We start from the raw sequence: 21,630 nt of genomic DNA on the forward strand, positions 1-21,630 counted from the left end.
CGCGCCGTGCGAAGGCGGTCGCGGTGACGTCACTCGATCGTGGGATTGTCGTGGGAAGCGGTGGTCAGGTGTCAGCCGTCGCTTCCCGGGACGGACGAGCCCGGCTCCCGGCCCGGCGGCCGGCCGGGGTCGGCCGGCCGGGGCGGCGGGGGCACGGGGCGCTCCACGGGTTCGTCGGCGGTCAGCGTGAACTTCTCCCCGTGGTGGACCACTTCGAGCTGTTCCCCCACGCGCAGGCTGTAGCGCGCCGTGTCCTCGGTGACCTCGACGTGCAGGGTGCGGCCGCGCACCAGCACGGTGAAGGCGAGCCGGGAGAGCGCGTCGGGCAGCCGCGGGGCGAACCCGAGCCCGCCGGTGCCGGCGGCATCGGACGCCCCCTCGGCATCGGAGGTGTCGTCGGCTGAGTCGTCGGAGGGGCCGGGCTCGTACTGGCGCATCCCGCCGAAGCCGAGCACCAGCGCGATCCAGGTGCCGGCGAGCGAGGCGATGTGCAGCCCGTCGCGGGTGTTGTGCTCCAGGTTCGCCAGGTCCATCAGCGCCGCCTCCCAGGTGTAGTCCCAGGCGAGGCGCAGATGTCCGGTCTCCGCCGCCAGCACGGCCTGCCCGCAGGCGGACAGGGAGGAGTCGCGTGCGGTGATCGGCTCGTAGTAGGCGAAGTTGCGGGCCTTCTCCTCGGCCGTGAACGCCTCCGGGCAGGTGAGCATGGCCCAGACGAGGTCCGCCTGCTTGACGACCTGCTTGCGGTAGAGGTCGAAGTACGGGAAGTGCAGCATCAGCGGGTACTGCTCGGGCGAGGTGGCCTCGAAGTCCCAGCGTTCGAAGCGGGTGAAGCCGGCCGACTGCTCGTGCACACCGAGGGTCTCGTCGCGGTGCACGGCGATCCGCTCGGCGGCGTCCCGCCAGGCGCCCGTCTCCTCGGGGCCGACGCCCAGTTCCCTGGCGCGCTCGGGATGGCGCAGCGCGGCCCGTGCGGCGGCACGCAGATTCTTGCGCGCCATCAGATTCGTGTAGAGGTTGTCGCGGGCGACGGCGCTGTACTCGTCGGGCCCGGTGACGCCGTCGATGTGGAAGACGCCGTCGGCGTCACGGTGGCCGAGACCGTGCCACAACCGCGCAGTCTGCACGAGGAGTTCGAGGCCCTGGCCCCGCTCGAAGCCGTCGTCGCCGGTGGCGGCGGCGTACCGCAGGACGGCCTCGGCGATGTCCGCGTTGATGTGGAAGGCGGCGGTGCCGGCCGGCCAGTAGGCGGAGCACTCGGCGCCGGTGATGGTGCGCCACGGGAAGGCGGCGCCGGACAGGCCGAGTTGGGCGGCGCGCTCCAGCGCGGCGGGGAGGGTGTCGTGCCGCCAGCCCAGGATGGGGGCGACCGTCTGCGGCGCGGTGTGGGTGAGGACACGCAGTACGTACGACTCGGTGTCCCAGAAGCAGTGCCCGTCGTAGCCGGTGCCGGTCAGGCCCTTGGCGGGGACGGCGCGCCGCTCGGCACGCGCGGCGGCCTGGAGCACATGGAAGAGGGCGAAGCGCACGGCCTGCTGCACGGTGGCGTCGCCGTCCACCTCGACGTCGGCGCACTGCCAGAAGTGGCCGAGGTGCTCGCGCTGTTGGGCCAGCAGTCCGTCCCAGCCGGTGCTGCGCGCCGCGGCGACCGCGCCTTCGACCTGGTCGCGGATCGCGGGCAGCGAGCGCTGCGCCGACCAGCCGTAGGCGACGAACTTCACCAGGCGCAGCGGGCTGCCGGGCCGCAGCGTCGCCGTGACGACGAGCCGGCTGACGTCGGCTTCGCTCTCGGCGGCGCGGACGGTGTCCTCGGGGCCCTCGACGAGATGGTCGGCGGCGACGCCGACCCGCAGCCCGCTGTGGCCGGTGCGGTGCACCAGCCGCAGCCGGGTGTCGCGTGCGAAGTCCTCCTCGGGGCACAGCGGGGTGTCGAGGACGGCGGCCACCCGCGGGTCGTCGGCGGGGGAGGGGAGCGGCTCGTTGGCGACCAGTTCGGACTGGAGCGCCACGGTGACCGGGCCGCCGACGGGCTCCACCCGGTACTCGATGGCGGCGACGGCCCGCTGTACGAAGGAGACCAGCCGGCGGGAGGCGATCCGGACCGTGCAGCCGGCCGGTGAGGTCCACTCCAGGGTGCGGCTCAGCACGCCGGTGCGGAAGTCCAGCACGCGCTCGTGCCGGGCGAGATGGCCGTAGCGCAGATCGAAGGGTTCGTCCTCGACGAGCAGCCGGATGATCTTGCCGTCGGTGACGTTGACGACCGTCTGCCCGGACTCGGGATAGCCGTACCCGGCCTCCGCGTAGGGCAGCGGATGCACCTCGTGGAAGCCGCCCAGATAGCAGCCGGGCAGCCCGTGCGGCTCGCCCTCGTCGAGGTTGCCGCGCCAGCCGATGTGCCCGTTGGACAGCGCGAAGAGCGACTCGCTCTGCGCGAGCACGTCGAGATCCAGCTCGCTCTCGCACAGGCGCCAGGGTTCCGTGGTGTAGCAGTGGTGGGTGATCACCGGCGGTTCTCCAGGAGTTCGGCGAGATCGGCCACGACCAGGTCGGCGCCGTGCGCCCGCAGCGCCGCCGCCTGGCCCGTACGGTCGACGCCCACGACATGGCCGAAGCCGCCCGCGCGGCCGGCCTCGACCCCGGCCAGCGCGTCCTCGAAGACCGCGGCCTGCTCCGCCGGGACGTCCAGGGCGCGGGCCGCCGCCAGATAGCCGTCGGGTGCGGGCTTGCCGCGCAGGCCCTTCTCGCGTGCGGTGTTGCCGTCGATACGCACCTCGAACAGCTCCTCGATGCCGGCGGCGGCCAGTACCGCGCGGCAGTTGGTGCTGGAGGAGACGACCGCGCGGCGCAGCCCCGCGTCCCGGGCGGCCCGTACGTAGTCGACGGAGCTGTCGTAGCGGTCGACGCCCTGCTCCCGGAGCAGGCGCAGCACCAGGTCGTTCTTGCGGAGGCCGAGGCCGGTCACCGTCTCCTCGCCGGGCCCGTCCTCCGGGGTGCCCTCGGGCAGGGTGATGCCGCGGGCGGTCAGGAAGGAGCGGATGCCGTCGGCGCGGGGGAGGCCGTCGACGTAGGCGTCGTAGTCGGCGACGGAGTCGAAGGGTGCGAAGGTGTCGCCGGTGCGTTCGGCGCGGCGGCGCAGGAAGTCGTCGAACGTCTGCTTCCAGGCGGCCGCGTGGACGCGGGCGGTTCGGGTGAGGACGCCGTCGAGGTCGAACAGACAGGCGCGCACATGTTCGGGGAGCCCCAGCATCTTTCCGACAGTAGGTCAGCACGGGGCGGTGGCCCGGCGGTCCGGGGAGCGTGTCGTCCCGCACGGGCCGGGGACATATGCATCCGGAAACACTTGCAAAAGGCAAGAAAAATTACCTATAGCGGGCACCAATTCCCCGGAATCTCCTGCGTGTCACCGCTCGGGCCGAGTGAATCTGGTCCGGAAAGCGGAGCCCGTGCCCCGCTCGACGGATGGGCGGCGCACGGGCGCATCCGGGGAAGGAGCGCGAGCCGTGGCGCGACGGACAGGGCGCAGCAAGGCAGGGGACGCCGGGGGACCCGCGGACACCGGGGGCGGCGGGGGCGCCGGCCGGAGCACGAGGAGAGCGCGGTCGGCCGCGAGTGCCGAACGGGCCGCGGCTGCCGCGTCGGAGCGGCTGCTCGCGGTCGCCGGAGCGCTGCGCGGCGTTCCCACGACAGGCGATCTGCGGGCCGTCTACCGCACCGACCAGCGCGTCAACGACGAGCCGTACCGCGACCGGTGGGCGCACGACAAGGTCGTCCGCTCCACGCACGGCGTCAACTGCACCGGCTCCTGCTCGTGGAAGGTCTATGTCAAGGACGGGCTGATCACCTGGGAGACGCAGGAGACGGACTACCCCTCGGTCGGCCCCGACCGCCCCGAGTACGAGCCGCGGGGCTGCCCCCGGGGCGCCTCGTTCTCCTGGTACACCTACTCGCCGACCCGGGTGCGGTACCCGATGGTGCGCGGCGTGCTGGTGGAGATGTACCGCGAGGCCAGGGAGCGGCTCGGGGACCCGGTCGCCGCCTGGGCCGAGGTCACCGGCGACCCGGAGCGGCGGCGCCGCTACCAGTCGGCCCGCGGCAGGGGCGGCCTCGTCCGGATCGGCTGGGACGAGGCGCTGGAGATCGCCGCCGCGGCCCATGTGCACACCCTCGTCGCACACGGGCCGGACCGGATCGCCGGCTTCTCGCCGATCCCGGCGATGTCGATGGCCTCGCACGCCGTCGGGGCCCGCTTCCACGCGCTGATCGGCGCGCCGATGCTCTCGTTCTACGACTGGTACGCCGACCTGCCGATCGCCTCACCGCAGGTGTTCGGCGACCAGACGGACGTGCCCGAGTCGGGCGACTGGTGGGACGCGGCCTATCTGATGCTGTGGGGCTCCAATGTGCCCGTCACCCGCACCCCGGACGCGCACTGGATGACGGAGGCCCGCTACCGGGGCCAGAAGGTCGTGGTGGTCTCCCCGGACTACGCGGACGCGACGAAGTTCGCCGACGAGTGGCTCCACCCGCACCCCGGCACCGACGCGGCGCTGGCCATGGCCATGGGGCACGTGCTGCTGCGGGAGTTCCACGTCGAGCGGCAGGTGCCGTACTTCACCGACTACGTCAAGCGGTACACGGATCTGCCGTTCCTCGTCGAGCTGGAGGAGCACGAGCAGGGCGGCTTCGTGCCCGGCCCGTTCCTGACGGCCGAGCGCGCGGGACAGCCGGAGGCCCCGCGGTCCGGCGGGCCCCGGTCCGGTGAGCCCGAGCCCGGCGGTCCGCGGGCCGGTGACGCGGAGGCCCGGTTCCGGCCGGTGCTGCTGGACGCCGCGAGCGGGCGCGTCGTCGTGCCGAACGGGACGCTGGGGGACCGCTGGTCGGAGCAGGGCAAGGGGCGCTGGAACCTCGACCTCGGCGGGGTGGACCCGCTGCTCACCCTCTACGGAGGCGAAGACGGAGACGGAGACGGAGACGGAGCGGGAGGCGGCGCGGGCGGTGAGAGCGTCGAGCTGCTGCTGCCGCGGTTCGACGAGCCGGGCACGCTGCGCCGCGGCGTCCCCGTACGGCGGATCGCCGGCCGCACCGTCACCACCGTTCTCGATCTGCTGCTCGCCCGGTACGGCGTGGGCCGCCCCGGGCTGCCCGGCCGGTGGCCCGAGGGCTACGGCGACGCCGGGGAGCCCGGCACGCCCGCCTGGCAGGAGGCCCTCACCTCGGTGCCAGCGGGCGCGGCCGTGCGGGCCGCACGGGAGTTCGCACGGACGGCCGAGGCCACCGGCGGGCGCTGCATGATCGTCATGGGCGCCGGCACCAACCACTGGTTCCACTCCGACACCGTCTACCGGTCGTTCCTCTCCCTCCTGCTGCTGACGGGCTGCCAGGGCGTCAACGGGGGCGGCTGGGCGCACTACGTCGGGCAGGAGAAGGTCCGCCCGTACGCCGGGTGGCAGCACCTCCAGTCCGCCGCCGACTGGGTCCGTCCCAGCCGGCAGATGGCCGGCACCCCGTACTGGTACCTGCACACCGACCAGTGGCGGTACGAGAGCCACGGCGCGGAGACGCTCGCCTCCCCGCTGGGGCGCGGGCTGTTCACCGGGGCGCACACCGCCGACCTCGTGGCCCGTTCGGCCCGGCGCGGCTGGATGCCCAGCTACCCCACGTTCACCGGCAACCCGCTCGACCTCGGTGCGCGCGCACACGCCGCCGGACGCCCGCCGGACGAGTGGGCCGCCGACGAACTCGCCGCCGGGCGGCTGCGGTTCGCCTGCCAGGACCCGGACGACCCGGCCAACTGGCCCAGGGTGCTGACCGTGTGGCGCGCCAACCTCATCGGCTCCTCGGCCAAGGGCAACGAGTTCTTCCTGCGCCACCTCCTCGGCGCGAGCGACAACGCCGCGGCCGAGGAGGCCGCCCCGCGGGACAGGCCCCGCGAGGTCACCTGGCGCGAGGCCCCGCGCGGCAAGCTCGATCTGCTCCTCGCGCTCGACTTCCGGATGACCTCCACGACGCTCATGGCCGACCTGGTGCTGCCCGCCGCCACCTGGTACGAGAAGCACGATCTCTCCAGCACGGACATGCACCCCTACGTGCACGCCTTCTCGCCCGCGATCAGCCCCCCGTGGCAGGCCCGCACCGACTTCGAGATCTTCCACGGGCTCGCCGCCGCGCTCGGCCGGCTCGCCCGCGGACGGCTGGAGAAGACCTACGACCTGGTCGCCACCGCGCTCCAGCACGACACCCCGGACGAGACCGCGCACAGCCCCACCGCGCCGGGCCCGGGCGAGCGGGAACGGCCCCGCTGCACCCTCGTCGAACGGGACTACACCGCCGTCGCCGACCGGCTCGCGGCGCTCGGCCCGCTGGTGGAGGAGCGCGGCATCACCGTCAAGGGCGTCACCGTCGGCGCCGGGCCCGAGGTCGAGTGGCTGCGCGCCCGGTGCGGCAGTGCCGGCGACGGGGCCGCCCGGGGACGCCCGTTGCTGGACACCGATGTGAAGCTGTGCGAGGCCGTGCTCGCGCTCTCCGGCACCACCAACGGACGGATCGCCGCCGAGGGCTTCCGGCGGCTCGCCGAACGGTGCGGGCCCGGCAGCGGATTGGAGGCGCTGGCCGAGTCCGTCGCCGAGCGCCGGGTGGTCTTCTCCGACACCCAGCACGGGCCCGTGCAGGTCGGGGCCAGCTTCGAATGGTCCGGCAAGGAGGCGCCGGACCGGCGCTATGCGCCCTTCACCGTGAACACCGAGCACCGCAAGCCCTGGCACACCCTCACCGGCCGCCAGCACTTCTACCTCGACCACGCCTGGGTGGCCGAGCTGGGCGAGCAACTGCCTGTCTACCGGCCGCCGTTGGGCCCGTCCGTGGTGGGCACGGGAACGGGCCGGGGGAGCGGCGCGCGGGAGGTGACGGTGCGCTATCTGACGCCGCACTCGAAGTGGTCCATCCACTCCGAGTACCAGGAGAACCTGCTGATGCAGACCCTCGCCCGGGGCGGGCCCGTCATCTGGCTCTCCCCGCAGGACGCCGAGGCCATCGGCGCGGCGGACAACGACTGGCTCGAAGCCGTCAACGCCAACGGCGTCGTCGTCGCCCGCGCCGTCGTCTCGCACCGTATGCCGCCCGGCACCGTGTTCATGTACCACGTCCAGGAGCGCCTGGTGAACGTGCCGCGCTCCGAGACGACCGGCCGGCGCGGCGGCGTCCACAACGCGCTCACCCGGCTGCTCATCAAGCCCAGCCACCTCGTCGGCGGCTACGCCCAGCTGTCGTTCGCGCCCAACTACTACGGGCCCACCGGAAACCAGCGCGACGCCGTCACCACCATCCGGCGCCGCACCCGGAACGTGGAGTACTGAGATGCCCGACCGAACCCGCCGCACCCGGCGAGACCAGCGAGACCAGCGAGACCGACAGAACCAGCAGGAACAGAACCGGCAGGACCAACAGGACCAGCAGGGCGGGCAGAAGCGGAACGCCCGGCGGTCCCGGCGGAGCCGCCGCCCGGCCGCGCCCCGCGTCATGGCCCAGGTGGCCATGGTGATGAACCTCGACAAGTGCATCGGCTGCCACACCTGCTCCGTCACCTGCAAACAGACCTGGACCAACCGCGCGGGCACCGAGTACGCGTGGTTCAACAACGTCGAGACCCGGCCCGGCCAGGGCTACCCCCGCCGCTACGAGGACCAGGACACCTGGCGCGGCGGCTGGCAGCTCAAGCACGGGCGGCTCGTCCCGCGCGGCGGCGGCCGGGCCCGGCGGCTCGCCCGGCTGTTCGCCAACCCCGAACTGCCCACGCTGGACGACTACTACCAGCCGTGGACCTACGACTACGACAACCTCCTCTCGGCACCGCTCGGCGAGGACGTGCCCACCGCGCCGCCCCGCTCCCTCGTCGACGGCCGCCCCACGGCGGTGACCGGCGGCCCCAACTGGGACGACGACCTCGGCGGCGGCCCCGACGCGCTGGCCGGCGACCCCGTGCTCAGCCGGATCGGCACACAGGTGCGGCTCAGCTACGAGCAGACGTTCATGTTCCATCTGCCGCGCATCTGCGAGCACTGCCTCAACCCGTCCTGTGTGGCCGTGTGCCCCTCCGGCGCGCTCTACAAGCGGGTCGAGGACGGCATCGTCCTCGTCGACCAGGACCGCTGCCGCGGCTGGCGGATGTGTGTGAGCGGCTGCCCGTACAAGAAGGTGTACTTCAACCACCGCACCGGCAAGGCCGAGAAGTGCACGCTGTGCTATCCGCGTATCGAGGCCGGTGAGCCCACCGTCTGCTCCGAGACCTGTGTGGGCCGGCTGCGCTACCTCGGCGTACTGCTCTACGACCCGGACAAGGTCGGCGAGGCGGCCTCCGTCCCCGACGAACGGGACCTCTACGCCGCCCAGTTGGACTGCTTCCTCGACCCGCACGACCCCGCGGTGGCACGCGCGGCCGAGGAGTCCGGCATCCCGCACGACTGGGTCACCGCGGCCCGCGACTCGCCCGTGCGCAAGCTCATCTGCGACTACCGCGTCGCCCTGCCGCTGCATCCGGAGTACCGCACCATGCCGATGGTCTGGTACGTCCCGCCGCTGTCCCCCGTGGTCGACGCGCTCACCGCCGACGGCTTCGACGGGGAGGAACCGGCCGCGCTCTTCGGCGCCATCGACACCCTGCGCATCCCGCTGGAGTATCTGGCGGAGCTGTTCACCGCCGGGGACACCGGGCCCGTCGAGGCCGCCCTGTGCCGACTGGCGGCGATGCGCGCCCATATGCGCCGCGTCAATCTGCGCGAGCCGCGCGATCCCGCGCTCGCCCGCGGCGTCGGCATGGACGAGGACGGCATCGAGGCGATGTACCGGCTGCTGGCGCTCGCCAAGTACGAGGAGCGCTACGTCGTCCCCACCGGCTACAGCCACTCCGGCCCGGCGGGCGCGGCGGCGGAGGCCGGATGCAGCCTGGAGGCCGACGGCGGCCCCGGCATGTACCCGCAGGGGCCGCCGGACGCCGACGCCTTCCACGCCCCGCTCGGAGCCCCGCTCGGCGGACCGCCGCCCGGGGCCGTGCCGCCGCAGCCCGCGCCCGCGACCGACCCCACGGGGCGGAGCCTGCGCGGCCGGGTCAATCTGCTCGACTGGAACGGCGAGGGCCGGCCCGACGGGCTCTTCCCGCGCCGCCGGGAGAGCGGGGGGAAGGACGCATGAAGGCCCCCGGACTCCCCGAAGCCGTGAAATCGGCCAGAGCCCCGAAGTCCCCCAAGGGGCCCGGGGTGCGCCGCGCCCTGCACGCCGCCACCGGACTGCTGCTCTCGTACCCGGGCGAGGACCGGCGGCGCACCCTGGCCGAGGCCACCGCCGCGCTGCACGGCCTGCCCGGCGAAGGGCCCGCGGCCGTACGGCGGTTCTGCACCGCCATGGCCTCCGTGCCCGACCGGGAAGCCGCCGAACAGTACGTCGCGACCTTCGACCGCAGCCGGCACCGCACCCTCCACCTGACCTACTGCACCGACGGCGACACCCGCCGCCGCGGCGCCTCCCTCGTCCGGCTCGCCCAGCTCTACCGCGCACACGGCTGGGAGCCGGCCGACGGCGAACTGCCCGACTTCCTGCCCGTCGTCCTGGAGTTCGCGGCCCGCTGCCCCGACGCCGGCCTCGACGTGCTGTGCGCACACCGCGCCGCGCTCACCGTCCTCGACGACGCGCTGACCGCGTACGGCAGCCCCTACGCCGCACTGTCCGGCGTCGTCCTCGGCACGCTGCCGCGCGACCGGAACGCCGACCGTGCGGCGGCCCACGCCCGGCGCCAGGGCCCGCCCACCGAGAGCGTCGGCCTCACCCCCTACGGCGCACCCGGCGGCGCGGCCACCACGGCGCCGGGCCCCGTGCCCCTGCCGCCCCCCGCCTTCCCGCCGCGGGACCGCACGGCGGGGCGGGAGCACCCCGGCGCGGGTCAGCCGCCCGGCAGCCCGCGAGGAGCCCGCCGATGACCCACCATCTGCACATCGCCCTGTGGGGCGTCCTGCCCTATCTGGTGCTCGCCGTCCTCGCCGGCGGCACCGCCTGGCGCTACCGCTACGACCGCTTCGGCTTCACCACCCGCTCCAGCCAGCTGCACGAGTCGCGGCTGCTGCGCATCGGCGGCCCGCTCTTCCACTACGCGCTGTTCCTCGTCGCGGGCGGGCACGTCATGGGGCTGCTGGTGCCGGAGTGGCTCACCGAGCGGCTGTCCGTCCACGAACCGCTCTACCACGCCGTCGCGTTGACGGTGGGCGGCACCGCGGGGATCGCCGCCGTCGCCGGTCTGGCCGTGCTCCTGTACCGGCGGCTACGGGTGCCCGCCGTGCGCAGGGGCACCTCACGCAGCGACCGGCTCGTCCACCCGCTGCTGGCGCTCGTCCTGCTGGCCGGGCTGACCGCCACCTTCTCCTCGTCGGTCTCGGCGCACCACCCCTACGACTACCGCCTCGGCGTCTCCGTCTGGTTCCGCAGCCTGTTCACCCTTGACCCGGACACCGCGGCCATGGCACACGCACCGCTCGTCTACCGGGTACACGCGCTGCCGGCCATGGCGCTGTTCGCCGCCTGGCCGTTCAGCCGGCTCGTGCACGCCCTCACCGCACCGCTGGGCTATCTCACGCGCCCGTACCTCGTCTACCGCTCCCGGGCCCGTACCACGCCCTACCGCCACCCGGCGGCTCCCCTGGAGCGGCGACCGCCACGCTGAACACCCGCCCGCCGCCCGCCCGTTCACCGGTTTTCCCCGGCCGGACGGGCGGCGCCCGGACACCTCCGCGCCCGGGCCCCGCGGGTACGCCCGGTCGTGTGCGCGCGGGCCCGCGGGTACGCCAGGCCGTGTGCGCGCCCGCCCTGCACGTGTGCCCGGCCGTGTTGCGTGCGTGGGGCTCAGCCCGGACCCGCGCCGCTCATGATGCCGCGGGTACGCCGCACCTCCTCGCCGGGCCCGGTGCCCGGACCGCCCGCCGCCCGGCTCAACGCCCGCAACCCGGCGACGAGTTCGGCACGCTCCCGGCCGGGGATCAGCGCCACCCAGCGGGCGATCTCCGCCCGTCTGCGGGCCAGCGTGCGCTCGACCAGCCGCGCCCCGGCGCCGGTCAGCCGCAGCACCACCTCACGCCGGCAGTCCGGGTTGATCTGCCGGTCCACGAAGCCGGACCGCTCCAGCCGCTCCGTCATACGGGTCGCCGTCGACGGATTGACGCCCAACGTCCCCGCCAGCGAGGCCAGTTTGACCGGGCCGCCCGTGTGCAGCACGACGAGGGTGCGTAACTGGGCCAGGGTCAGCGACTCGTCCTCCGCCCCCAGCGCACGCGCCGACACCTCGATCATCAGCTGTGACGCCTCCATCACGGCGAGCGCCACCTCCTCGGCCTCGTCGGCCAGTTCACCCGCGGGTTCGTCGTGCACCATGACGCACGTTTATACCTGCCGGTACGCCTCCCGGCCCCCGGAAGCGCACACTCCGTGTACCGGAGCGTGCACGCCCTCAGCCCCGGACGGCGTCCGCGAGGAGACCACCGACGCCGACCGCACCGAGCCCGGCCACCAGCCCCGCCGCCACGTTGAGGACCGCGAACAGCCTCGCGCCGGACTCGGCCAGCCGCAGCGTCTCGTAGGAGAACGTCGAATACGTGGTGAGCGCGCCGCACAGCCCGGTGCCGAGCAGCAGCTGCACCGGATGCGAGGCCGCCCCGTGCGTCACCGCGCCGGTCAGCACCCCCAGCAGGAGACAGCCGAGCACGTTCACCGTGAACGTCCCCCAGGGGAAGACGGTGTCGTGCCGCCGCTGCACCGCACGGTCGGTCAGATAACGCAGCGGCGCTCCGAGCGCGCCACCGACGGCCACCAGCAGCCAGTTCACCGCTCCCGCCCTCCGTCCCCGCCCGCGCGGCGGACGATCTCGCACGCGTCGAGCGTCACCAGCCCGCCGGACACCAGCTCCTCCAGCTCCGGCAGGAAGGCGCGCACCCGCTCCTCCTCGTCGACGACGACCACCGCCACCGGCAGATCCTCGCTCAGCGACAGCAGCCGCTGCGTGTGCACGAGCGAGGACGCACCGAACCCCTCGACGCCGGTGAACACCGAGGCCCCCGCGAGGCCCGCGCGGTGCGCCCGGTGCACGATCTCGGTGTACAGCGGCTTGTGGTGCCAGGTGTCGCTCTCACCGATGTAGACGGTCATCCGCAGTGCCCTGCCGGTCCGTTCACCGGTCCGTTCCGTCATCTCCGCCTCCAGGCCATCACCCGGCGTGTCAGCCATGCCGCGCTCCACGCGGCGGCCAGCGCCGCCGCGAGCGTCACCGTCAGATACACCAGCGCCTCCCTCGTGTGCCCGGCGGCCAGCAGCGTGTCGGTGTCGCCGGCGTAGGTGGAGAACGTGGTGAAGCCGCCCAGTACGCCGGTGCCGAAGAAGGGCCGCAGCAGCGGATGGACGGTCCGCAGCGAGCCGACGACGACCATGAAGACCCCGATCACCGCGCAGCCGACGGCGTTCACCGTGAGCGTCGCCCACGGGATGCCGCCCGCCGCCGTCGGCCACGCCGACTGCACGCCGTAGCGCGCCGTCGCACCCAGTGCCCCGCCGAGCGCGACCACGCCGGCGACGGGCACCTGCGCGCGCCACGGTGCGGGCCGCCGCGGGGGAGGGGAGGCGGGAGCGCCGTCGGAGGGGCGGGGCCGGTGCGCTTCGGGTGCGCCGCGCTCGGGGCCCGGGTCCCGCCCGGCGTCCCCGCCCGGCCCGGCGCCCTGCGGACCCGAACCGGCTTCCTCCGGGCCCGACCCGTCCCGCGCGCTCGGCTGTACCCCAGGGCGCGGCTCGCTCCCCCTCTGCGGCTCGTCCGCCGGAGAGGGAACGCGGGGGCGGGGCTCGGGTCGGGGCTCGGGGTGGGGTCGCATCTGCACGCACGTCTCCTACTCGCAGGGGCGCCCGGCCGTCCGGGCGCGCTCGTCGCAAGCAGGGACCGTTGGCGGCGTCGGCGCCGCGGTTCGGGTACGGCGGGCCCCACCGCCGTGCGACGCCCGGGGCGTCGCGCCGCCCAGGTTACCCGCCCGGCCGCTCGCCGGCTTCCCGGGCCTGCTCGGACCGGTCCCGGGTGGCACACACACGCGCCCGTGCGACGGCCAGGGCGCTGCTGATGTCCCGCGTGGCGGTGGCGACGCACAGGGTGTACGAGACGTCCTCCAGCTCGCGGCGTTCCCCGGTGTCGGGACTCCGGCCGCCGGTCTGCTGCCGGAGCGTCTCGTACCGGTCGACGAGGCGCTTGAGGGTCTCTGGATGGGCGAGCAACGCGGGCCTCCGGTGGTGCGGGTGTGCGAGCGGGCCGTCCGGTGTACCGGCCCGGCCGGCTCGCGGTCCGCCCGCCGGGGTAGCCACCGGCTCCCGGCGACAAACCCGCAGGCACAACCGCCCGGCGTCGTGCGGCGGGTGGCCGGGCCGGGCGGTTGTCGGCGCGGCTGCCTACGCTTGGGGCGTATGAGCGAACACGCCGCGTACACAGACGGAGCCGGAGACCCCTCGGGCGCTGCCGGTGCAGGGGACGCCGGGGGCGGGGGCGACGCCGTGGCCCTGGCCACCAGGCTGGCCGAAGAGGTGCTGTACCCCCGGGCGGGCGAGGTGGACACCGGGCAGCGCCGACTCACCGACAATCTGGACGAGTTGGCCCGGCACGGCCTCTACGGGGGGCTGCTGCCCGCGGAGGCCGGCGGGCTCGGTGTCGATCTGCCCACCGCCGCCCTGCTGGGGGAGATCCTCGCCAGCGGCTGCCTCAGCACCACGCTGACGCTCGGCCAGCACCAGGGGATCACCGCGACGGTGGCCGGTCAGGCGGATCCCGAGCTGCGGGCGCGGTGGCTGCCCGGGCTGGCACGGGGGGAGATCCGCAGCGGCGCCGCCTTCACCGGCGCCATCCCCGGACCGCCCCGGCTGACCGTCCGCCCGGCGCCCGGCGGCTACCGGCTGGACGGCACGGCGCCCTGGGTGAGCGGCTGGGGCATGGTGCAGGTGCTCGGCACGGCGGCCAGGGACGCGGACGACAACATCGCCTGGCTGCTCGTCGACGCGGAGGAGGGGCCGACGCTGCGGACGACCCCGCAGCGGATGCTCGCCGCCAACGCCTCCCGCACCGTCACCGTCGAGTTCACCGGTCACCCGGTGCCCGCCGACCGGCTGGTCACCACGACCACCAGGGCCGAGCACACCGCGGGCGAGCCGGTCACCAAGCGGCTCAACGGCGCCCTCGTCCTCGGAGTGGCCCGGCGGGCCGTCCAGTTGCTCGACGAGGACCACTGGTGGTCCGAACTCGACGCCTGCCGCGCCGAGTTGGACGACCTGTCGGGGATCGACGCGGCCCGTGCGCACGCGGGCGAGTTCGCCGTGCGCGCCGCGACGGCCGCCGTCGTCCAGGGCGCGGGACGGGGCATCCTGGACGACGCCACCCCGCAACGGCTGCTGCGCGAGGCCGGGTTGATGCTGGTGTTCAGCTCCCGCCCGGCGATCCGGGACGGCCTGCTGGAGCGGCTGCGGGGCTGAACCCGCCGCGCGGAGCGGCCGGTTCAGCCGGGGAACGTGCCCGTGGCGCGCAGCCGGCTGCGGCGTTCGGCGTAGGCGAGGTCGTCGCGCCACAGCCGGGCCGCCGTGGCCCGCATGAGCGGGCGCAGCAGGGGCGCGGCGCCGCGTGCCACGGCGAAGCCCGGCCGGTCCGAGGTCGCGACGACGGCCTCGAACACCGCGGTGCGCGGGCGGCCGTCGGCGCCCGCGCCCAGCGGCGTGGCGTGGGTCTCCACCACCGAGCCGCGCCCCTCGCCGTGCGTGACGCGCATGACCACCGTCCGCGGTCCGGGGGCCGTGAACCGGGCACGGACCGGTACCACCAGGCGCTTGCCCGCCCGGAACGAGACGTCCACGACGAAGCAGTCCTCGCCCTCCTCGTCACCGGCCCCCGCCCCGCCTGTGCCGCCGCCTCTGTCGGCGCCCCGGGAGTCTCCGCCGCCGGCCCCCGCGCCGTCGCCCGGCAGGCGCTCCGGGGGTGCCGCCACGACGGTCAGATCGACGAACGAGTACGGGTGGAACCAGGCGCCGTGCCACGGGTCGAGCCGGTTGGCCACCACGTCCTCGGGGTCGCACACCCCCGTGCCGCGGTACACGGCGCACACGGACGCCGACGGGTCGGGGCGCTCCGGCACCACCGGCGCGGCCAGCGGCTCCTCCCCGCCCACGTCGTCCAGCCGCACCCACACCAGGGCGCCGTCGTCGTGCACCGGGAGCGGCTGCCAGCCCGCGAACGCCCGGCCGTCCAGGGCGAGTCCGTGCCACCGGCACACCAGCCGTCCCCGGCACACCGGGCTCTCCGCCAGCGGTGCGCCCAGGTGCGGGCAGACGCCCGGGCCCGCGACGAGCCGGCCGTCCGGGTTCCGCCACACGACGACCTCACGGCCCGCCGGGCGCGCGCCGAGCGGACGGCCGGCGGCCAGCTCGCGGTGGGCGCCGACGACGAACCAGTTGCCCGCCGGCCGGGCACGCGCGCGCCGCAGCGCGGCAGCGATCAGGCCGGGGCGCGCCTCGCGCCAGGTGGGCCGCTGCTGTTCCCAGGCGCGCGCGGGGCGCCACCGCAGCGGAAGACGGCCTCCGAGGCCGAAGTCACGTCGGGTCACCGGGCCTCCTCGGGGCCCGCCGGGCGCCGCGCCGGCGTCGTCCGGGGCGCCGGCCACGCGGGCGTTCCGGGCCGGTACCGGGCCGCCGTGCAGCGCACCAGCCCGTCCAGCGCGACGACGGCGCGCCTGTGCCGGGGCACGGCGCAGCGGCGGTGCAGCACGGGATAGCCGTCGGCCGCGACGGCGTCGAGGATGCCCCGGTACAGCACGAACGCGGCGCGGATGCACGGCCGGGAGACGGGATCGAGCATCGCCAGGCCGGGCGCCGCCTCGCGGTAGACGCCGCGTACGAGGTGCTCGGCGGCGCGCAGCGCCGCGGTGATCCGGGCGTCGGTGCGCCCCGTCGTCCGGCTCCAGCTCAGCAGGGCGCGGTCGACGCCGTGCGCGTGCAGCAGGTCTTGGGGCAGATAGACGCGCCCGCGGTCGAGGTCCTCGCCGACGTCCCGCAGGAAGTTGGTCAGCTGGAAGGCGACACCGAGCGCCGCGGCCGGTGCCTCGGCCTCCTCCCGGGGGACGGTCGTGCCCAGGACCGGCAGCATCTGGAGGCCGATGACGGCCGCCGAGCCGTGCATGTAGCCGAGGAGATCGGCGTAGGTGGCGTAGTCGGTGACGGTCAGATCGCTGCGCATGGAGTCCAGGAAGTCGGTGAAGTGCCGCCGGGGGATGGCGTACCGGGCGGCCGTGTGCGCGACCGCCGTCACCACGGGCTCGGTCGGCGCGGACCCGGCTGCCACCGGCCCGGCCGCCGCCCCGGGCTCCGCTGCCATCGCCGGATCGGCTCCCACCGGATCCGCCGCCTCCACCCGGCCCGTTGCCTCCGGGGCCCGGGACGCCGTCGGCTCCGCTTCCGGCCCGCCGGGCAGCGCCCTGTCGAGCTGGACCGCCAGCCGGGCGAGCGCCGCGCCGCGCGCCCCGTCCGGTGCGCCGTCCCCGAGCGGCGCACCGGGGGCGTTCCCCGCGTGCCCGGCGTGCCCGGCGGATCGGCCGGCCCGGGTGCTCCGGGCGGTGCCGGCGTCTTCGGCGGTGGGGTCCGGGGTGGTCGCGCCGACGGTGCCCAGCGGGGCCACGGTGTCCGAGGGGCCCACGGCGCCGACGCTGTCGACGATGTCGTCGGCGTACCGGGCGAAGCCGTACAGCGCGTGCACGGCGGGCCGGCGGTCCGGCGGGAGCAGCCGGGTGGCGAGGAAGTAGGTGCGCCCGTGCCGGGCGTTGAGGGCGCGGCACCTGCGGTAGGCGTCCCGCAGCGCCGGATCGGTGATGCCGGCGGCGTCCAGCTCCCGGCCGGTCATCGGGCGGCACCCGCCGTGGCGTGCCGCGCCGCGCCGGTGATGTGGCGCGCGGCCGGTGCCGGGCCTCCCGTGACGCGGGCCGCCGCCAGCTTGCCGGACAGCAGCACCGTCGGCACCCCCACGCCGGGCGTGGTGCCGCAGCCCGCCAGGACGGCGTTGTCGACGCCGTCGACCAGGTTGCGGGGCCGGAACGGGCCGGTCTGGGCGAAGCTGTGCGCCACCGAGAACGGCGTGCCCGCCGTGTACCCGTGCGCGGTCCAGTCGGCCGGGGTGACCAGGCACTCCTCCTCGACGGACGAGCCGAGCCCCGCCAGGCCCCGCCGCTCCAGCTCCCGCAGCAGGGCGTCCCGGTAGCGGGGGCCCAGGGAGCGCCAGGCCACCGGGCCCGGGCCGATGTCGGTGTTCGGGCAGGGTGCGAGCACCTGGTGGAGGTGGCGGCCGGGCGGTGCGAGGGCCGGGTCCGTCGCGGTGGGCCGGGTGATCAGCAGGGAGGGGTCGCTCATCAGCCGTCCCGCGCGGGTGAGTTCGTCGAACGTGCGGCCCCAGGCCCGGCCGAAGGAGAGCGTGTGGTGGGCGAGCTGCGGCCAGGTGCGGTCCGTCCCGAGGTGCAGCAGCACGGCGGACGGGGAGTGCCGCAGCCGCAGCAGCCGCACCGGGCGGCGCCCCAACAGACGGTAGGCGGTGGCCAGTTCGCAGGTGAGGACCACCGCGTCGCAGGGGATGCGGCCCTGGTCGGTGACGACAGCGGTGACCCGGCCGCCGTGCCGCTCCAGCCGGGTGACGGTCCGCCCGAGCAGCAGCGCGGCACCGGCGTCGCGTGCCGCGTCGGCCATCGCCCGGGGCAGCGCGTGCACACCGCCGCGCGGGAAGTGGACGCCGTGGACGGTGTCCATGCAGGCGATGACGGCGTAGGCGGCCAGCGCCCGGGACGGCGGCAGCCCCGCGTACAGCGCCTGGAAGGTGAAGACCCGGCGCAGCCGCTCGTCGCGCAGGAAGCGTCCGACGCGGGCGTCCCAGCGGCCGAAGCCGCCCAGTACGGCGAGCCGCGCCAGATCCGGTGTGAGCAGGGAGAGCGGCGAGTCGAAGTCGGCGTCGATGAAGCGCCGCATCTGCACCGTGTACAGCTCCCGCAGCCACGCGCGCAGCCGCCGGTACCCGGCGGCCTCGGCGGGCCCGGCGAAGCGGGCGACCTCGCTCTCCATGGCCGCCGCTTCCGAGTGGACGTCGAGCCGGCTGCCGTCCGCGAACAGCGCGCGGTAGGCGGGGTGGAGCGGAACCAGGGAGACCCGGGCGCGCAGGCTGTCGCCGACGGCGGCGAACGCCTCGTCGGCGAGGTCCGGCATGGTCAGGACGCTCGGCCCGGTGTCGATCCGGTAGCCGCCCCGCTCGTCGACGCCGGCCCGGCCGCCGGGCACCGGGGCCCGCTCGACCAGCGTGACCCGGCGCCCCGCGCCGAGCAGATGCAGGGCGGCGGAGAGCCCGGACAGGCCCGCGCCGACGACCACGACCCGGTCGGTGGGCCCCGGCAGCCGCCGGCTCACCGGGCGCTCCCTTCCCCGCCGTCGGCCGGGAGCCCGGCCGACGACCGCATCAGCGCCCGCAGTTGCCCACCGGCCGCCGGCTCCGCGCGTGCCGCGGCCAGCTGCCGTTCGCCGTCCGCCACCAACTGCTCGATCTTCTGCTCGACCGCGCGGCGCGCGCCGGTCTCGTCGAGGACCGCCCGCAGCCGGGCCACCTCGGCGTCCGGGAAGCCGCCGGGTCCCGGCCGGCGGCGCAGCAGGGCCAGGTCCGCCCGCCGCCCCTGCGCCCGGGCACGGGCGCAGGCGACGGCGAGGAGGTAGGTGGGTTTGCCGTTGCGCAGATCGTCGCCGGCCGGCTTGCCCGACGTGCCCGGGCCGCCGAACGCGTTGCGCAGATCGTCCCGCAGCTGGAAGGCGGTCCCCGCGAGGCGGCCCGCCGCGCACAGGGCTCCCGTGACGACGGGGTCCGCGCCCGCGAGCGCCGCGCCGAGCCCCAGGGGGCGTTCGACCGTGTAGCGGGCGCTCTTGAGGCAGGCGGTGCGCACGGCCTCGTCGGGGGAGCGCCCGGCGGTGGACTGGCCGCGCAGATCCAGATACTGACCGGCGATCATCTCGGTGCGCAGCGCCCGCCACAGGGCGCGCACCGCCTCGTCGGCCGCGGGCGAGGGCCCCGGGCAGGCGGCCAGGTCGTCGGCCCACACGAGGGCCAGATCACCGGCCAGCACCGCGGCGGCCGCACCGAACGCGAGCCCCGCCGGCGGCCGCTCGGGACACCGGGCGGCCAGCTCGGTGTGCAGGGCCGGGCGGCCGCGCCGTACCGGCGACCCGTCCATGACGTCGTCCTGCACGAGCGCGCACACCTGGATCAGCTCCAGCGCCGCCGCCAGGCGCAGGGCCGCCGCCGTCCGGCCGTCGTCCTCCGGGGCGCCGCCGGAGCCGGCGCAGGCCCGCATCCCCCACCACAGGAAGCGTGCGCGCAGGCGTTTGCCGCCGCACAGGGCGAAGCGGGCCAGCCGTTCGGCGACGCCGGACCCGAACACCGGGTCCAGGCGGGTGGCCTGGGCGACCCGGTCGCGCAGGACGGACTCCAGGACGCCGTCGACCGCCGCCGCCACATCGGCGTCCACCAGGGCCGGGGCGGACACCGGCGCCTGCCGGGGCCCCGGGCCGCGCTCGTCCCGCGGGCCAGGCCGGGGCCGGCAGGACACCGGCGCGCCGGGTGCGGCGGGCGGGGGGTGCCCGGGGGAGGAACGGTCCGTCTTCCTGGCGGGGCTCATCCGGCATTCCTCTCGTCGGCGGGGACGGGGAGCCCCCTGTCCCTTCCCTGGCCCGGCCGCCCGGTGGAGCGGGCGCGGGACCGTTCACCCGGTCGCTGCGGCGCGGCGGCCGCATTCCCCGGCGCGGGGAAGTGCGTACTGCGGAACGGCGGGACGGACAGGGGGACGGCGGCGGAACGGGCGCCGGACGGACGCCGGGACGGACGGCGGCGCGGGAGCGACGCCGCGGCGCGGAACACGGCAGGCTGCGCGTCGGAGACGGAAGCCCGCGTACCGGTGGTGCGGTGGGCGAGCGAGCGACGGAGGCGGGATGCACGACGAGGAGACAGGGCACGGGCAGGGACCGGCCGGAGAAGCGGCGGGCGGCCTGGCCTGCCTGGTGACCGGCGCCACCGGCTACATCGGCGGCCGGCTGGTGCCCGAACTGCTCGGCGCCGGCCACCGGGTGCGCTGTCTGGCCCGCACCCCCGAGAAGCTCCGGGACATGCCGTGGGCCGACCGGGTCGACGTGGCCCGCGGCGATGTGACCCGGCCGGAGACGGTGGGCGCCGCCATGCGGGACATCGACGTCGCCTACTACCTGGTGCACGCGCTGAGCAGCGGCCCGGACTTCGAGGAGACCGACCGCCGCGCCGCCCGGATCTTCGGGGAGCGGGCCCGGGCCGCCGGCGTACGGCGGATCGTCTACCTCGGCGGGCTGACCCCGGAGCGGGTGCCCGAGCGGGAGCTGTCACCGCATCTGCGGTCCCGGACCGAGGTGGGGCGGATCCTCCTCGGATCGGGCGTGCCCACGACGGTGCTGCGGGCCGCCGTCATCATCGGCTCGGGCTCGGCCTCGTTCGAGATGCTGCGCTATCTGACCGAGCGGCTGCCGGCGATGATCACGCCGAAGTGGGTGCACACCCGCATCCAGCCGGTGGCCGTCCGCGACGTCCTGCGGGCCCTGGTGGGCAGCGCCCGGATGCCCGCCGAGGTGAACCGGACCTTCGACCTCGGCGGCCCGGACGTGCTGACCTACCGCCAGATGATGCGCCGGTACGCGGCCGTGGCCGGGCTGCCCCGGCGGGTGATCGTGCCGGTGCCGGTGCTCACCCCGCGCCTGTCGAGCTACTGGGTGGGCCTGGTGACGCCCGTCCCGCAGCAGATCGCCCAGCCGCTGACCGAGTCGCTGCGGCACGAGGTCGTCCGCCGCGAGCAGGACATCGAGCGCCATGTGCCGAGCCCGCCCGGATACCCGCTGACGTTCGAGGAGTCCGTCTCCCTCGCCCTCGAACGCATCCGGGAGGCCCGGGTCTCCACCCGCTGGTCCTCGGCCTCGGTGCCCGGCGCCCCCAGCGATCCGCTGCCCACCGACCCGGACTGGGCCGGCGGCAGCCTGTACACCGACCGGCGGGAGCTGACCGTGGACGCGCCGGCGGACGCGCTGTGGCGGGTGATCGAGGGCATCGGCGGCGAGAACGGCTGGTACTCCTTCCCGCTCGCCTGGGCCGTACGCGGCCGGCTGGACCGGCTCGTGGGCGGCGTCGGGCTGCGCCGCGGACGCCGGGACGCCACCCGGCTGCGGGCCGGCGACTCGCTCGACTTCTGGCGCGTCGAGGAGATCGAGCGCGGACGGCTGCTGCGGCTCCGGGCCGAGATGCGGCTGCCCGGCCTGGCATGGCTGGAGATGTACTGCCGGGCCGAACCGGACGGCCGGGCCCGGTACAGCCAGCGCGCGCTCTTCCATCCGCACGGGCTGCTGGGCCACGCCTACTGGTGGAGCGTCTCCCCGTTCCACGCCGTCGTGTTCGGCGGCATGGCTCGCAACATCGCGCGCACCGCCGAGCGGACCGCGCCCCGGCACACCCGCGACCGGCAGCCCGCCTCCGACGACGGGCACCCCTGACCCCGCGCCCGTCCACCG

Annotated in this window: 17 protein-coding genes; 6 read left to right on the top strand and 11 right to left on the bottom strand. The window is 75.6% G+C overall.

Annotation, left to right across the window (positions count from 1 at the left end; all coding sequences use genetic code 11):
- Positions 1-71: 71 nt before the first annotated feature.
- Positions 72-2,501, bottom strand: a complete 2,430-nt coding sequence (locus SCA03_RS11505; protein ID WP_086815596.1) for a glycoside hydrolase family 65 protein — start codon at positions 2,499-2,501, stop codon at positions 72-74.
- Complete coding sequence (locus SCA03_RS11510) at positions 2,498-3,244, bottom strand: HAD family hydrolase (RefSeq protein ID WP_169729638.1); 747 nt, start codon at positions 3,242-3,244, stop codon at positions 2,498-2,500. The genes SCA03_RS11505 and SCA03_RS11510 overlap by 4 nt, the downstream gene beginning before the upstream one ends.
- 397 nt (positions 3,245-3,641) lie before the next feature.
- On the opposite strand from SCA03_RS11510, the gene SCA03_RS11515 reads away from it, so the two are divergent.
- The 4 genes from SCA03_RS11515 (at position 3,642) to narI (ending at position 10,699) form a co-directional block, all read left to right on the top strand.
- Positions 3,642-7,349 (top strand): nitrate reductase subunit alpha, encoded by a 3,708-nt coding sequence (locus SCA03_RS11515; protein ID WP_086815598.1) that lies wholly within the window; start codon positions 3,642-3,644, stop codon positions 7,347-7,349.
- A gap of 163 nt (positions 7,350-7,512) precedes the next feature.
- Positions 7,513-9,180 carry a nitrate reductase subunit beta gene (narH, locus tag SCA03_RS11525; RefSeq protein WP_086815599.1) on the top strand — a complete coding sequence of 556 codons (1,668 nt, stop codon included), beginning with the start codon at positions 7,513-7,515 and terminating at the stop codon, positions 9,178-9,180.
- A complete protein-coding gene (narJ, locus tag SCA03_RS11530) occupies positions 9,177-9,962 on the top strand; it encodes a nitrate reductase molybdenum cofactor assembly chaperone (RefSeq protein WP_141275353.1) in 786 nt (261 codons plus the stop codon). Before narH ends, narJ begins: the two co-directional genes overlap by 4 nt.
- Positions 9,959-10,699 carry a respiratory nitrate reductase subunit gamma gene (gene narI, locus SCA03_RS11535; protein ID WP_086818459.1) on the top strand — a complete coding sequence of 247 codons (741 nt, stop codon included), beginning with the start codon at positions 9,959-9,961 and terminating at the stop codon, positions 10,697-10,699. Before narJ ends, narI begins: the two co-directional genes overlap by 4 nt.
- A gap of 179 nt (positions 10,700-10,878) precedes the next feature.
- Here narI and SCA03_RS11540 read toward each other — a convergent pair whose 3' ends face one another.
- The 5 genes from SCA03_RS11540 to SCA03_RS11560 form a co-directional block, all read right to left on the bottom strand.
- Positions 10,879-11,403: a MarR family winged helix-turn-helix transcriptional regulator gene (locus tag SCA03_RS11540; protein ID WP_037850050.1), complete on the bottom strand. Its 525-nt coding sequence runs from the start codon at positions 11,401-11,403 to the stop codon at positions 10,879-10,881.
- 76 nt (positions 11,404-11,479) lie between these two features.
- Entirely contained in the window at positions 11,480-11,854 is a 375-nt protein-coding gene (crcB, locus tag SCA03_RS11545; RefSeq protein ID WP_030887859.1) for a fluoride efflux transporter CrcB, read from the bottom strand.
- Positions 11,851-12,216, bottom strand: coding sequence for a DUF190 domain-containing protein (locus tag SCA03_RS11550; RefSeq protein ID WP_030881259.1), 366 nt, complete (start codon positions 12,214-12,216; stop codon positions 11,851-11,853). The genes crcB (SCA03_RS11545) and SCA03_RS11550 overlap by 4 nt, the downstream gene beginning before the upstream one ends.
- Positions 12,213-12,602: a fluoride efflux transporter CrcB gene (gene crcB / locus SCA03_RS36115; RefSeq protein WP_170297956.1), complete on the bottom strand. Its 390-nt coding sequence runs from the start codon at positions 12,600-12,602 to the stop codon at positions 12,213-12,215. The genes SCA03_RS11550 and crcB (SCA03_RS36115) overlap by 4 nt, the downstream gene beginning before the upstream one ends.
- Positions 12,603-13,032: 430 nt before the next feature.
- The gene (locus tag SCA03_RS11560; protein WP_030881264.1) at positions 13,033-13,278 is read right to left on the bottom strand and encodes a DUF5133 domain-containing protein; all 246 of its coding nucleotides are present in this window, start codon (positions 13,276-13,278) and stop codon (positions 13,033-13,035) included.
- 186 nt (positions 13,279-13,464) lie between these two features.
- Here SCA03_RS11560 and SCA03_RS11565 point away from each other — a divergent pair, with 186 nt between their 5' ends.
- Entirely contained in the window at positions 13,465-14,520 is a 1,056-nt protein-coding gene (locus SCA03_RS11565; RefSeq protein WP_078874788.1) for an acyl-CoA dehydrogenase family protein, read from the top strand.
- A gap of 23 nt (positions 14,521-14,543) precedes the next feature.
- On the opposite strand, the gene SCA03_RS11570 is transcribed toward SCA03_RS11565, so the two are convergent.
- From SCA03_RS11570 to SCA03_RS11590, 4 genes are read right to left on the bottom strand one after another with little or no spacing between them, the layout of a single operon-like run.
- Positions 14,544-15,641 (bottom strand): DUF5914 domain-containing protein, encoded by a 1,098-nt coding sequence (locus tag SCA03_RS11570; protein ID WP_086818044.1) that lies wholly within the window; start codon positions 15,639-15,641, stop codon positions 14,544-14,546.
- Positions 15,638-16,930: a phytoene/squalene synthase family protein gene (locus SCA03_RS36120; RefSeq protein ID WP_086818043.1), complete on the bottom strand. Its 1,293-nt coding sequence runs from the start codon at positions 16,928-16,930 to the stop codon at positions 15,638-15,640. The genes SCA03_RS11570 and SCA03_RS36120 overlap by 4 nt, the downstream gene beginning before the upstream one ends.
- Entirely contained in the window at positions 16,927-18,471 is a 1,545-nt protein-coding gene (crtI, locus tag SCA03_RS11585; RefSeq protein ID WP_086818042.1) for a phytoene desaturase family protein, read from the bottom strand. The genes SCA03_RS36120 and crtI overlap by 4 nt, the downstream gene beginning before the upstream one ends.
- The gene (locus SCA03_RS11590; RefSeq protein ID WP_230988597.1) at positions 18,468-19,595 is read right to left on the bottom strand and encodes a polyprenyl synthetase family protein; all 1,128 of its coding nucleotides are present in this window, start codon (positions 19,593-19,595) and stop codon (positions 18,468-18,470) included. Before SCA03_RS11590 ends, crtI begins: the two co-directional genes overlap by 4 nt.
- Before the next feature lie 442 nt (positions 19,596-20,037).
- Between SCA03_RS11590 and SCA03_RS11595 the strand changes: the two genes are divergently transcribed.
- Positions 20,038-21,612: an SDR family oxidoreductase gene (locus SCA03_RS11595; RefSeq protein ID WP_086818040.1), complete on the top strand. Its 1,575-nt coding sequence runs from the start codon at positions 20,038-20,040 to the stop codon at positions 21,610-21,612.
- Positions 21,613-21,630: the final 18 nt, after the last annotated feature.

This window comes from Streptomyces cacaoi (assembly GCF_006539165.1).
GTDB classification, from domain to species: Bacteria; Actinomycetota; Actinomycetes; order Streptomycetales; family Streptomycetaceae; genus Streptomyces; species Streptomyces cacaoi.

Excerpts from the sequence above, each read along its gene's own strand:
- SCA03_RS11510 (WP_169729638.1), bottom strand. The coding sequence starts at position 3,244 with ATGCTGGGGCTCCCCGAACATGTGCGCGCCTGTCTGTTCGACCTCGAC.
- narH (WP_086815599.1), top strand. The coding sequence starts at position 7,513 with ATGGCCCAGGTGGCCATGGTGATGAACCTCGACAAGTGCATCGGCTGC.
- narJ (WP_141275353.1), top strand. The coding sequence starts at position 9,177 with ATGAAGGCCCCCGGACTCCCCGAAGCCGTGAAATCGGCCAGAGCCCCG.
- narI (WP_086818459.1), top strand. The coding sequence starts at position 9,959 with ATGACCCACCATCTGCACATCGCCCTGTGGGGCGTCCTGCCCTATCTG.
- SCA03_RS11540 (WP_037850050.1), bottom strand. The coding sequence starts at position 11,403 with ATGGTGCACGACGAACCCGCGGGTGAACTGGCCGACGAGGCCGAGGAG.
- SCA03_RS11550 (WP_030881259.1), bottom strand. The coding sequence starts at position 12,216 with ATGACGGAACGGACCGGTGAACGGACCGGCAGGGCACTGCGGATGACC.
- SCA03_RS11565 (WP_078874788.1), top strand. The coding sequence starts at position 13,465 with ATGAGCGAACACGCCGCGTACACAGACGGAGCCGGAGACCCCTCGGGC.
- SCA03_RS36120 (WP_086818043.1), bottom strand. The coding sequence starts at position 16,930 with ATGACCGGCCGGGAGCTGGACGCCGCCGGCATCACCGATCCGGCGCTG.
- SCA03_RS11595 (WP_086818040.1), top strand. The coding sequence starts at position 20,038 with ATGCACGACGAGGAGACAGGGCACGGGCAGGGACCGGCCGGAGAAGCG.